This window comes from Raoultella sp. T31 (assembly GCF_002806725.1).
Lineage (GTDB): Bacteria > Pseudomonadota > Gammaproteobacteria > Enterobacterales > Enterobacteriaceae > Klebsiella > Klebsiella electrica.
Genome location: NZ_PIBO01000003.1, coordinates 208,480 through 221,567, shown reverse-complemented (window position 1 = coordinate 221,567; position 13,088 = coordinate 208,480). Strand labels below are relative to the sequence as shown.

Annotated in this window: 10 protein-coding genes and 1 tRNA gene; 9 read left to right on the top strand and 2 right to left on the bottom strand. The window is 56.8% G+C overall.

Going from position 1 to position 13,088, the window contains the following annotated elements:
- Positions 1 to 17 precede the first annotated feature (17 nt).
- The 9 genes from CWM52_RS03640 to CWM52_RS03600 all read left to right on the top strand — a co-directional run bounded on the left by CWM52_RS03640 (position 18) and on the right by CWM52_RS03600 (position 11,730).
- Entirely contained in the window at positions 18 to 284 is a 267-nt protein-coding gene (locus tag CWM52_RS03640; protein ID WP_100682835.1) for a PAAR domain-containing protein, read from the top strand.
- Between the two features lie 3 nt (positions 285 to 287).
- On the top strand, positions 288 to 1,448 hold the full coding sequence (locus CWM52_RS03635) for a hypothetical protein (RefSeq protein ID WP_100682834.1): 1,161 nt from the start codon (positions 288 to 290) through the stop codon (positions 1,446 to 1,448).
- Complete coding sequence (locus tag CWM52_RS03630; protein ID WP_100682833.1) at positions 1,435 to 4,854, top strand: ImcF-related family protein; 3,420 nt, start codon at positions 1,435 to 1,437, stop codon at positions 4,852 to 4,854. Before CWM52_RS03635 ends, CWM52_RS03630 begins: the two co-directional genes overlap by 14 nt.
- Positions 4,854 to 6,449 carry a type VI secretion system protein TssA gene (gene tssA / locus CWM52_RS03625; RefSeq protein WP_100682832.1) on the top strand — a complete coding sequence of 532 codons (1,596 nt, stop codon included), beginning with the start codon at positions 4,854 to 4,856 and terminating at the stop codon, positions 6,447 to 6,449. Before CWM52_RS03630 ends, tssA begins: the two co-directional genes overlap by 1 nt.
- Before the next feature lie 20 nt (positions 6,450 to 6,469).
- Positions 6,470 to 8,233, top strand: coding sequence for a type VI secretion system baseplate subunit TssF (gene tssF, locus CWM52_RS03620; protein ID WP_100682831.1), 1,764 nt, complete (start codon positions 6,470 to 6,472; stop codon positions 8,231 to 8,233).
- Positions 8,188 to 9,291 carry a type VI secretion system baseplate subunit TssG gene (gene tssG, locus CWM52_RS03615; RefSeq protein ID WP_100682830.1) on the top strand — a complete coding sequence of 368 codons (1,104 nt, stop codon included), beginning with the start codon at positions 8,188 to 8,190 and terminating at the stop codon, positions 9,289 to 9,291. Before tssF ends, tssG begins: the two co-directional genes overlap by 46 nt.
- A complete protein-coding gene (gene tssJ / locus CWM52_RS03610; protein ID WP_165457137.1) occupies positions 9,272 to 9,808 on the top strand; it encodes a type VI secretion system lipoprotein TssJ in 537 nt (178 codons plus the stop codon). The genes tssG and tssJ overlap by 20 nt, the downstream gene beginning before the upstream one ends.
- Complete coding sequence (gene tssE, locus CWM52_RS03605; RefSeq protein ID WP_100682828.1) at positions 9,801 to 10,253, top strand: type VI secretion system baseplate subunit TssE; 453 nt, start codon at positions 9,801 to 9,803, stop codon at positions 10,251 to 10,253. Before tssJ ends, tssE begins: the two co-directional genes overlap by 8 nt.
- An 82-nt stretch (positions 10,254 to 10,335) precedes the next feature.
- On the top strand, positions 10,336 to 11,730 hold the full coding sequence (locus CWM52_RS03600) for a VasL domain-containing protein (protein WP_100682827.1): 1,395 nt from the start codon (positions 10,336 to 10,338) through the stop codon (positions 11,728 to 11,730).
- A gap of 60 nt (positions 11,731 to 11,790) precedes the next feature.
- On the opposite strand, the gene CWM52_RS03595 is transcribed toward CWM52_RS03600, so the two are convergent.
- Positions 11,791 to 11,862, bottom strand: a tRNA-Arg gene (locus CWM52_RS03595).
- Positions 11,863 to 11,936: 74 nt separating this feature from the next.
- Positions 11,937 to 12,842, bottom strand: coding sequence for a formate/nitrite transporter family protein (locus CWM52_RS03590; RefSeq protein WP_100682826.1), 906 nt, complete (start codon positions 12,840 to 12,842; stop codon positions 11,937 to 11,939).
- Positions 12,843 to 13,088: the final 246 nt, after the last annotated feature.

Here is a 13,088-nt window from a genome sequence, read left to right as displayed (position 1 = left end):
ATATTCTAGGGGATATTATGTCCAAAGGATTTGTATTGCTAGGAGATAAAACTACTCACGGTGGTGAGGTTATATCTGCATCTTCGACCATGATTGTGAACGGAAAGAAAGTAGCTCTTGTTGGCGACGAAATTAATTGCCCTGTTGAAGGGCATGGTGTTAATGCCATTATTGAAGGATCACCAGAATGGATCTCTGATGGCAAGTCTGTTGTTGTGGATGGCTGCGAATGTGAATGTGGTTGCCATGTTATCTCAAGTGCGCCGGATTGTTCAGTAGGATAAGTTATGAGCTGGGAGCGTCAGAAAGCCACAATTACTACAGAGCCAGAAGAACCGTCTCTGGTCATCTGGCTGATTGCAGGTCTTGTTGCTGTAATTGCTGGAGTGCTGCTCTTTGTCCTCCATGCCAATCAGTTTCTGGGTGAATTGCAAAAATTCAACCTCTGGATTGTTTCTGGGAGTCCTATTTTAATCTGGTTCATTACGATTTGTCTTCGTGGCTGGATGTATAACCATTCAATGGACCGTCATCAGTTTGAATCCGATGAGGCAGATTATGTTCAGCAGCAATGGATTTCCTGGGCTGGACGTTACCTGGCAGTTATGTATAGTCGGGTTATCCTGCCTGATGAATTGACGCCATCCATATTTCTGCAGGCTCCCAAAGATCGAGAGCAGGGTAGTTCTTTTAGTCGGGGAATAACGTTACCTGCAGGCGAAGATGTTTTTTCAGTATTGATTGGGGGCCTGGATATATCAGAATTACAGCGCTTATCTGACCTCCCTTTCCACGCAACCTTACTGACTGATTCACACGATCCTGATGAGACATTGCAGAGAGAATTTTCAGCATGCTGGCTCCAGTTAGTTGGACAGGCGTATCCCGTACCATTACTGACGATTCTTAAAGACCGGGCCTTCGATTGGGTGGGCGATCGCCTAAAAGCCCCTATTCTGGATGTTGAGCTTCTGTTGGTTCACCAGACTCAGGGAGGGAATGAGTACAGTGATTCGCTCTCGGCTTTAATGTTGACCTCTGATGATGTAGCAACGAAGTATCAGCTAAACCATCACGCTCGCCTGCTTCGGCCTATGTCGCTTGAATCAGCCCAAATGCTGAGTGAAGAGCTCGCTACCTTTTTCTCAACCCAGTCACAGGCTATTGCTGCGCATGCAATAGTGGGCGACAGCATGAAGTGGGGTGGTGATTTTTCCACTCTTCTGGCCAGTGCAAAACAATATGAAGGTAATTGGAAACCTCAACAGTGCCACTGGCTGGAAAAGTATGCCGGACTTAGCGGCCCTTTCTCACCCTGGATCATGGCTGCTGTCGTCAGCGATATTGCTGCGCTGACAAAAGAAGATTGCCTGATGCTTTCGGGTGACAAAGAGCTGCGTTTTATAAATACCGTAACTACAGGGAATCAGATAAATGGCGAAGGATAGTTCAGTGTGGCGTGGTAACTGGGGACGCCTCAGTATTACCGTACTCATTACTGCCGCGATCGGATTGGCCATCTGGAAAAAGGGTGATGCATTCGGACTTACCAGCAATGGACTAAAGTTGCTGGGATTTGTGGCAGCGATAATCCTTCTGTTGCTTGTCCGTCATAGCAAAACCATTAGCCTAGCAATTAAACAACAGTGGTCTCGTTTTCAGGCGAAACGTAAAAGTGTCCTGCCTGCCGATGAGGGGCGCGTCAAGCAGACCGCACCACGCAATATCACCGTCGACACTATCCGCCTCGCCATGCGCAACCTCTACGGTCGGCGCTGGGGCAGTAAAACACGCATCCTGCTGATAACCGGCACCGTCGCTGAGGTTGAGCAACTGACCCCTGGCCTGACAGACCAGCTCTGGCAGGAAGATCGCGGCACGCTGTTGCTGTGGGGCGGTGACCTCAATACGCCAGCAGACAGCGACTGGCTGACCGCATTGCGCAAACTGCGCCGCCGTCCAGTGGATGGTCTGGTATGGGTTACCTCGGCTTTTGACCAGCTCTCAGCGCCAGGACTGAAGCAGCCGCTGCCGGTACCGTCTGAAAGCACCATGGATTCCCTGTCTCATGCCATCAGTGCGCGTATGGATGAACTGGGCTGGAAACTTCCCCTGTATGTCTGGTCCCTGCATCCACGTGCCGGTAAGCCGGAAGGCCGGATTGTGCAGGCCACTGGCTGTTTGCTGCCTGCTGGATGCAGTCCTGAAACGCTGGCTGAACAGTTTGCAGCCCTGACGTCCGGGCTGACCTCGCAAGGTCTGCAGCAGACCTGCGGCGAGGTTAAACATCACTTCTTACTGACGCTTGCCGACCAGCTTATTCGTGAGCCGGAGAGTGTGACTGCGCCGCTGTCGGTGATGCTCAACCCGTACCGACCGCTGCCGCTGGCCGGGGTGGTGTTCAGCCAGCCTTCTGCCGATGCTGAACGTGCCGTGCCGCACCACTGGGGCATGGATAAGCGCTGGGATGTTCTGCCTGAGTCCGTCCGGACGCTTCCTGCCGGACTGCGTCCGCGCAAACCGGGCATTCCGTGGCGCAGGGTGATGGCATCGGCTGTCGCCCTGGCGATGGTGGCATGGGCCGTGTGGATGAGCATCGCGTATGTCATCAACCGCAGTCAGATTGATGGCGCGAATGCCCAGGCCGCACTTGCCGCCCGACAGAATCAGCCCCTGGAACAGCGCCTGCATGCTCTGTCTGAACTGCAGAAAACCCTGACCCGTCTGCAGTACCGCGCTGAGCATGGTGTACCGTGGTACGAGCAGGCCGGACTGAGTCAGAATAATGCCCTGCTGGCCGCACTCTGGCCACGTTATCAGGACAGCGCCCTGCCGCTGTTGCGGGATGCGGCCGCTGACCATCTGCAGAAACAGGTCAGTGCCTTTAATGCGCTGCCGCCGGGCAGCCCGCTGCGTGAGCAGATGGCAAAAAATACCTATGACCAGCTCAAACTGTACCTGATGCTGACCCGTCCGGAACATATGGACGCCAACTGGTTCAGTTCGGCACTGTTGCGCGACTGGCCGAAGCGTGATGGCGTGAAAGACGGCGTCTGGCAGGGGATGGCCCCGTCACTGCTGTCGTTTTATGGCGCGCAGCTGGCGACCCATCCGCAGTGGAAGCTATGGGCAGATGAGCGCATGATCAGTCAGGCCCGCTCGCTGCTGGTTCGCCTGATGGGCATGCGCAACAGTGAATCGACCCTCTACCAGAAAATGCTCTCTGAGGTGGCGCATCTGTATGCCGATATGCGTCTCGAAGATATGGCTGGCGATACCGATGCTGCTCGCCTGTTCAGCACCACCGAAATCGTGCCGGGGATGTTTACCCGTCAGGCATGGGAGCAAGCGGTGCAGCCTGCCATTGAGAAAGTGGTGAAGGCGCGCCGGGATGAGCTTGACTGGGTGCTGACTGACAGCAAGCATCAGGTGAATACACAGGATGAGAGGTCCCCGGAAGCGCTGAAAAATCGACTGACGGAGCGTTACTTCGCCGATTTTAGCGGGGCGTGGCTGGCGTTCCTCAACAGTCTGCGGCTTCGCGAGACTGCCACGCTGTCGGACTCCATTGACCAACTGACCCTGATGGCCGACGTGCGTCAGTCACCTCTGGTGGCGCTGATGAACACCCTGAACGTGCAGGGGCGTACCGGGCAAACCGGCGAAGCGATTTCGGACTCGCTGGTGAAATCGGCCAAAAATCTGCTGGGCGGTGATAACAAGGGGGCTATTGACCAGCGTGCCGGTGTCTATGGCCCGCTGGATGCGACCTTTGCCCCGGTGCTGGTGCTGATGGACAAGAATCGCACGGGGGCACAGGAGCAGAGCCTGCAGTCATACCTGACTCGCGTGACGCAGGTGCGTCTGCGCCTGCAGCAGGTGACCAATGCTACCGACCCGCAGGCGATGACCCAGGCCATTGCTCAGACCGTATTTCAGGGTAAAGCGGTGGACCTCACCGAAACCCGTGACTACGGCAGTCTGATTGCCGCCGGTCTGGGCCAGGAGTGGAGCGGTTTTGGTCGCACAGTATTTGTTAACCCAATGGAGCTGGCCTGGCAGCAGGTACTGACCCCGGCGGCCGACAGCCTTAATGCTCAGTGGCAGCAGGCGGTGGTGGCAGAGTGGAACAGTGCCTTTGGTGGACGCTATCCGTTCAACAATTCCAGCAGCGATGTTTCTCTGCCGCTGCTGGCCAAATACCTCAACGAGGATTCCGGGCGTATCGCGCAGTTCCTGCAGACCCGCCTCAAAGGCGTGCTGCATAAAGAGGGCAACCACTGGGTACCGGACAGCATCAACTCACAGGGCCTCGCCTTTAACCCGGCATTCCTCAATGCCATCAACACCCTGAGTCATATCTCAGATGTGGCCTTCACCGAAGGCAATGCCGGGATGAACTTCGAACTGCGACCAGGTACTGCCGACGGCGTGATGCAGACCGACATAATTATCGACAGCCAGAAGCTGACGTATGTGAACCAGATGCCGGCGTGGAAGCGCTTCACCTGGCCTGCGGATACGGAGGCCCCTGGTGCGAACCTCAGCTGGATCAGTACGCAGGCGGGCACCCGCCAGTACGCCGATATTCCGGGTGCCTGGGGATGGATACGCCTGCTCGATAAAGCCGCGGTCAGCGCGTACCCGGGTGTCGGCAGCAGCTACAGCCTGAGCTGGAAAGCACAGGGTGGTCGCACGCTCAATTACACCCTGCGTACCGAAGCGGGCGAGGGTCCGCTGGCGCTGCTGAAGCTGCGTAACTTCCGTCTGCCGGAAACCATCTTCAGTACCACCGGTATCGCGCCGTCGGGTCCGGCGACAGAGACGGCCAGTGACGACGGGGAGACATACTGATGAGCACACTCAATGCCTTACTCAGTGCCTGCCAGACAGAGCAGGCACCTCTGCTTGCCGCCACCCGTGAGCGTGTGGCGCAGTGGGACAGCTGGCTGCAGCCGCTGTCCGGTTCATCGCCTGTTGGCGAAGATCCGGGATATGATGATGACTTCCAGCAGATGCGCGAGGAGGTCAACAAGCTCTCGGGCGCGGATACCGAACTCATCTGCCGGTTGGCAGAGAAGCTGCTGACCACCACCGCCAAAGATATCCGGGTGGCCACATACTACTGCTGGGCGAAGCTGCACCGTGAAGGTGAACAGGGACTGGCCGAAGGACTCGAACTGCTGGCCGGTCTGCTGGAGCGCTTTGGCACACAACTGCATCCGCAGCGTGACCGCAGCCGTAAGGCGGCACTGGAATGGCTGGCAGGATCGCGTATGACCGACTCGCTTTCCCTGTACCCGGAAGTGGTCAGGGAGGAAGCGATGCGTACTACCGGTGCGCTGCTGCTGATAGCCGGACTTACCGAAAATGAGCCGGATGAAACCCGTCCTGAACTCAATGCGCTGTACGGCGCGCTGGAGAATCGTCTGCAGAAGGCGGGGGGCGTGGATGCGGTGGTACCGCAGAACGCCAGTACCAGCGAAACCCCGTCGTCTGCCAGTCACAGCGATGCCCCGGCCATCGGGCGGATCACGTCCGGTCAGGATTTGCTGGCCCAGGCCCGCACCCTCACCGAATACCTGCGTGAGCAGCCAGATGGCTGGTTGTCAGCACACCATCTGATGAAGAGCCTGCGCCACGACACCCTGAGGGCCATCCCGGCGCCGGATGCGCAGGGCCGTACACGCATCGAGCCGCCAAGAGCGGATCAGCGCGCGTTACTCAAACGCCTCTACCTACAGCAGAACTGGGCTGAAATGCTGGAAACGGCCGACAGCACATTTTCGCGCGGTGCCAACCACCTGTGGCTGGATTTGCAGTGGTACATCCACCAGGCTCTGACGAAATCCGGTCAGGACACCCTGGCTGACATTATTGCTGCTGACCTGAAAGGGCTGTTGTCGCGCCTGTCCGGGCTGGAGACATTGGCATTCAGTGACGGCACGCCGTTTGCGGACGAAGTGACGCTGAACTGGATCCAGCAAACTGTGCTGGACACCGTCGGCGGGTGGGGCAACGACACGCCATCCGCCCCGGTCACCTCTGGTCACGACGACATTCTGGCGCTGGAGCCGGAAGCCGTGGCACTGGCCGACAGTGAAGGTCCGGATGCCGCGCTGGGCTGGTTACAGACCCGGCCAGGCATGACCACCGATCGTCAGAAGTGGCTGCAGCGCCTGCTGATGGGCCGCATTGCTGAGCAGTACGGTAAAAATGACCTGGCGGTGCATCTGTTTGCAGAACTGGGTGAGCGTGCAAGAGAAGTGACCCTCAGTGAGTGGGAGCCTGAGCTGTTGTTTGAGGTACAGGCCCGTCATCTGAAACTCCTGCGCCTGAAAGCCGGTCGCAGTGAGGCTGATAAGGCACGACTTACACCGGTAATGGACCAGCTACTTGCCGGGCTGATCGCTGTCGATCCTGCCCGTGCCGCCGTGCTTTGCGGTTAAATCCACAGGAACACAAATAAATGGAAGATTTGACCCTGCGTTATTACGACGCGGAAATGCGCTACCTGCGTGAAGCTGCGAAAGAATTTGCCCAGACCCACCCCGATCGCGCAGCGATGCTTGATCTGGATAAAGCCGGTACACCCGACCCCTATGTTGAACGTTTGTTTGAAGGCTTTGCCTTCTCGATGGGGCGGCTGCGGGAAAAGATTGACGACGATCTGCCTGAGCTGACCGAAGGACTGGTCAGTATGCTCTGGCCACATTATCTGCGCACTATTCCGTCGCTCTCGCTGGTGGCTCTGACCCCGGCGCTGCATGCCATGAAAATGGCGGAGGTTGTACCTGCGGGCCTTGAAGTGTACTCCCGCCCGGTAGAGCCGAAGAACACGGTTTGTCGCTACCGCACTACTCAGGATGTGATGCTTAATCCTTTGAGTGTTTCAGGCGTCACGATGGCGACTGAGCCTGACGGGCGTTCGCTGCTGCGGATGCGCTTTGCCTGCAGCAGTCAGGCCGACTGGTCACATGCCGATCTCCGTCGTCTGAGCCTGTATCTCGGCGCGGATGCGCCAGTCAGCAGCCATCTGCATCTGATGTTGACGAAACGTCAGGCGGCACTCTATATGCGCCTGCCCGGGCAGACCGATCGTATCCACCTCGACGGGTATTTTTCACCGGGCGGTTTTGCTGAAGAGGACGGTCTGTGGCCGAAAGGCGATACCGCGTTCAGCGGCTACCAGCTGCTGCTGGAGTACTTCACTTTCCGCGACAAGTTTATGTTTGTCCACCTCAATGGTCTTGACGGTATGACGCCGCCTGCCGGGGTAGAGTACTTCGATATTGAAGTGGTTTTCAGTACGCCGTGGCCATCAGACTTGCCGGTCACCGATGACGCGGTTCGTCTTCACTGCGTGCCGGTGATTAACCTGTTCACCCTGGAAGCCGACCCGCTCACCATCACCGGACTTGAAAGTGAATATCTGTTGCGGCCCAAACGGTTGCAGGACGGACACACCGAGATTTACGCCGTGGATTCAGTTACTGGCTCCAACCGGACCATTGACGCGGAGTATGTCCCGTTCAGCAGTTTCCGCCACAAAGGCGGGATGATGCGTCGTCATGCGCCGCCCCGGTATTACCACACCCGTGTAAAGCGCAGTGTGACCGGGCTGTATGATACCTGGCTTATCCTGGGCGGCCATCAGTGGGAAAATGACCGGCTTGTCGACCGCGAAGCCGTATCGCTGCAAATCACCGGTACCAACGGCCAGCTACCGCGCCGGGCGCTACAGAGTACGCTCCTTGACCGCTGTGAGCAGATAGTCGATACGCCGCTCTCGGTACGCAATCTCTGCAAGCCCACGCTGCCGGTCTATCCTCCTGCGGAAGACCGTTTCCACTGGCGGATATTGAGTCACCTGGGCTCCGGGTTTCTGAACATGATGAGCACGGCCGAAGTGCTGCGCGGGACGCTTGCGCTGTACAACTGGCCGGAAGATGAACTCAACACCCGGCGGCTGGAGGCGATTCAGCATGTGAAACACCACCGCCTGCAGCGGTTCGAGCAGGGTTACCTGCTGCGGGGGCTTGATATTGAGGTCACCCTCGACAGCGGCGGGTTTACCGGCGAGGGCGATATTCACCTGTTCGGCGAAATGCTCAACCGCTTCTTCGCGCTCTATGCCGACATGAACCAGTTTAACCAGCTCACCCTTTTCATTCAGCCAGAAGGAAAATGCATCCGGTGGAAAGAGAACCACAGTCCGCGCCTGCCCGGCTGATAGCGCAGCTGGGTGACCGGCTACCGTACATGAATTTTTACCGTTTCTGTCAGCTGCTGGAGCGGAGTCAGCCAGATAAACCGGTCGCCGGCAGCAACTGGCAGGTGCGCCATGAGCCGGTGCGCTTCCGGCCACATCCGGGAATGGGCTTCCCGGCCGCCGAAATCAAAGGCGTAGAATTGCCGGAGCATCCGCACCTGCCACCCACGGTACGCATCACCTTTATGGGGCTCTACGGCGTGGAGTCGCCGCTGCCGACGCACTATATCGATGACATTACTCAGCGGCGGGAAGGGTACGAGGCGGCTGCGGATTTCCTTGATATCTTCAACCACCGGCTGATTACCCAGTACTACCGCATCTGGCGTAAATACTCATATCCGGCGACCTTTGAGGAAGGGGGGAAGGATAAAACCTCGCAGTACCTGCTGGGCCTGGCAGGGCTTGGCATCGACGGCTGCACGGACAGCATTGCCGCTCCTGCGTCACGCTTCCTCGCGTTGTTGCCGGTGATGCTGCTGCCGGGACGGACTGCAGAAGGTATGGCCTCCCTTGTGCGCCTGCTGGCACCCAACACGCAGGCGAAAATCTGGCACCACGACAAACGCCGGGTGCCGCTGAGGAAGTCGCTGACCATGAGTGTGCGTCGGCCCATCACCCTGACAAATCGCCCGGTGATGGGCAACTATGCCACCGACGTAAACAGCCAGGTACTGATGCGTCTGACCACCACCGACCCGGCTGAAGTGCAGGGCTGGTTACCGGGTGGGGAGCTTCACACGGACCTGATGGCGCTGCTGCATGTCTGGCTTGGCTCACGCCTTGATGTCCGCCTGCAGCTGTGTGTCGACCGTAGCCTGCTGCCGGACGCGACGATGAGCAGTAAAGCCAAAGTCGGCGCCGTGCAGTTGGGCCGCACTGCCGTGATGCGCCCGCTGAATGCGGCGAACACCGCCACACATCCCAAAACCATAACCATCAATCTTGGCCGCTATGAACGGGTACAGGAAAATATTCACCGCAGGGAGACCGATGAAGATGGCGATTATCGCTGGTAAATTTCCTCTGGCTGCGCTGGTCGCCAGTATCACACTGATACTGGCGGGCTGTGGGCTGACCCAGAGCGTCACGGACGGCACTGTCGCCGTCACCAAATCGATTTTTTATAAACAGGTGAAAACGCTTCACCTCGATATTCGCGCCCGCGAGGCCGTAAACCATAATGCTGGCGGAGTGGCGCTGTCCACCGTGATACGTATCTACCAGCTCAAAGACCGCAATACCTTTGACAGCACGGACTATCCGTCGCTGTTCAAGGCTGACAGTCAGGCTATCAAAGCAGACCTGCTAACGGAGAAAGATATCCGCCTGCAGCCGGGTGGGGCGGTGATGGTCGATATGCCGCTGGAGGAAAGTGCGCAGTATGTGGCGGTGGCCGGCATGTTTATGTCGCCGGACCAGGTGAATAATACCTGGCGGGTGGTACTGAGCCGTGATGACCTCGATCCGGATAAAGCCCGTATCATCGAAGCAGGGAACAACCAGCTGATCCTTAAGGCGCTGAAAAATGAATGAGACTTCCCGTCCATCGTTGTATGAGACCCTCTTGGGTAATTTTACCGGCGGGCTTGCCCTGCAGCAGGTCAGTGAGCAGAACCAGGTCATCCTGTCCGTGCTCGACAATATGCAGCGCATCCTCAACTGCCGTGCCGGGACGCTGGCGCATCTGCCGGACTACGGCCTGCCGGATATGACCAAAATCCTCCAGGGGATGCCGGGCACTGCCCATGAGCTGATGGGGACATTGTCTGCCGTCCTGCTCAAATATGAACCTCGCCTGAAAGAAATAGCCGTTGCCCTGCTGGAACAGAATGTCCCCGGTGAACTGCGCTATGCCATTGATGCTGAGCTCAAAGGTATTGGTCTGGTGCGTTATGGCACCGAATTTATGCCCGAAGGGCGGGTCCTGTTGCGACACCTGAAGCAACAGCAGTATCTCGACACGACAATCCGTATGTAAGGCCGGGTAGCACCATGTCAGTAAAATCACCGTGCCTCAAAAATCTTCCATAGCTTCAGACTCGTCAGATGGATATCTGGTCATGAATGACATTACCCCACATAAAATTAAAACCGGCGGCGATCCGCGTACCCTGCCGGATTATGCAGCCCTACGTGATGAGCTGAGTAAGCTGACCCATCCGGCACGCCCGGACGTCAACTGGCAGTATGCCGAAAGGCTCTGCCTTTCATTATTTGAACAAAACGGTGTTGAACTGCAGACGGCAGCCTGGTATACGCTTGCGCGGACGCATCTGGCCGGATTGTCTGGTTTGAATGAAGGACTGGCCATACTGGAGGCCCTGATCGGCCATCAGTGGGGCGCGCTCTGGCCTCAGCCTGTACATGCCCGTATGGAAATTCTCAGTGGCCTGAGTCAGCGTCTGCAGCAACGGATGCGCACGCTCCTGCTGAATGACAGTGACCTCTGCCAGCTATATCGCGCGGAGCAGTTGCTTACTGGTCTCTGCGTCGTGCTACAGCGCCTGGAACTTAAACATCTGAGTCAGTTTGCTGCCTTGCGTACGCTGATGCACAACAATGCCGCCCGGCTGGAAAACAGTGATAACACCTCCGGTTGTGCCGGGGCGACCATCGAGCCGGGTATCGTGCTGCCTGCTAAGGTAATGAATGGTTCAGGGGGCACAGCGAGCGACCTTGCCGGGCGTCCGCCTGAAGGGCGTCGCGCGCCGGATAGTACCGCGAAGTGGGTGTATGTCGCGCAAGCAGAACAGCAGGCGAATATCGAAGTACAGGCGGCAATGTCCGCGCCGGTAAAAAAATCGCAATCCTTCGCCGCCGGGATGTGCACCATGCTGGTGGTAAGCGTAGCGACGGTGTGGGGTTGGCATACCCTGCTGCGGCCTGATCCACTGCAAACTCAGCTCGCAGCCTCACTGGCGCCGTTACCCGCAACACTCACACCTGCACAGCTGGATGCGTTGCGCCAGCGATCCTCGTTATCACCCGCGATAATCACACAAACGCAGCAGCAGCTTGCCCGACTGGACAAGCTCCCCCCTGACTGGAATATCGTCTGGAGCAGGCAGCTTCTGGAACAGGCTCAGACGCTTTGGCCGGAGCAGGCTAAACCTCTGGCGCAACAGTGGCAGCAACAACTTACTGCTGCCTCAATGCCGGCAGAAAATCTCAATGGCTGGTATCAGGGGATGACAACGCTACACAAACTGAGCGACAGGCTGAACGGGCTTGATGAGCAGAAAGGCAAATACATGACGGTCAGTGAGCTGAAATCGGTGGTCTTTTCCGCCATGCAGTCCTTTAATCAATCCATACCCGCTGAAGAGCAATTGCGGGCATTATCACAAACACCCGCGGGCAAACCTTTACCGGTTGCTGACAGGACGCAACTGGAGATGCATCTCAAGCAACTGGCTGCCCGTTATGCTGAAATAAAACAGCAGGCGTCGAAATAAAAATTATATTATTCAAGGGAGTTAGCGAACGGTGTCGGGTTGCGGCGAACGGCTAAGAAGTGTCCCCTGCAGGAATCGAACCTGCAACTAGCCCTTAGGAGGGGCTCGTTATATCCATTTAACTAAGGGGACGAAGCGGCGGGAGTATAGCGTTTTTTTCCTTGCCCGTTAAGCATCTATGGATTGACTGCTTAAACTGTCGCCACTTAAGGGTGTTTTTTTGCCTTGAGCCGCTCTTTTTTGGCGTTGCTCATGTCGTTACGAATCTGCGCATGACTGAGTAGCGCAAAAATAAACGTCCCGCCGCAAATGTTGCCAGCCAGCGTCGGCAGCGCGAAGGGCCAGATGAAGTCCTGCCACGGTAGCGAGCCGTTGAAGACCAGGTAGAAAATCTCGACGCTGCCGACCACAATATGGGTGGTATCAGCGAGCGCAATCAGCCAGGTCATCATGATGATCACCACAATTTTTGCCGCGCCGGCGGCGGGAAACATCCAGACCATGGTCGCCACCAGCCAGCCGGAAATGATCGCATTGGCGAACATTTCAGACGGCGTATTTTCCATGACCTTTAAACTGATCTCCTGAAACGCGCCGCGAGTGGCATCGTCAAAAATCGGCATCATATTAAAGGCCCAGGCCGCAATTGCCGTACCGACCAGGTTACCGATGAGCACCACGCCCCAGAGCCGTAACAGGAGGCCGATATTTCCGGGCGTCGGTTTATGCATGATGGGTAATACCGCGGTGACGGTATTCTCGGTAAACAGCTGCTGGCGAGCCATGATGACAATAACAAACCCGAAGGTATAACCCAGATTCTCCAGTAAAAAACCGCCGGGGAACTCGCCCAGGTGGACATGGAAAATCCCTTTTGCCACCATCGATGCCCCCATCGACAGACCGGCGGCTACCGCTGACCACAGAAGAGCAAGGGCATCGCGCTCCAGCTCTTTTTCCCCTTCCTGACGGATCTCTTCATGGGTAGCCATCGCCCGCGAGGGCAGGCGCTCCTCGTTAACCTCAATCGGTTCGCCATCCTGTTTTTCATCGCTTTCAACCTCCACATCTTCGTTATGATGGCTGGCGTAAGGTTTGGGATCTGTCGTCATGGCATTTCCTCCTGCGTTTTTTTGTTCTCATAAGCGTAGAGATATTTCATCCGGCTGGCCCGGGATAACCTCCTGAATTTTTACTAATGGCAAGATTAGCAATACGGATATTGCAAAATATGTATAGAATCAGGGCGCAACAATTATGCCAAAGAAGGCTATGCTGAAAGCAGGCACCAGATGCATCTGCTTCAGGCGGTATCGTAATGGAGGCGTAGTCCCCGGATTACCCACAGCAATAGCCAA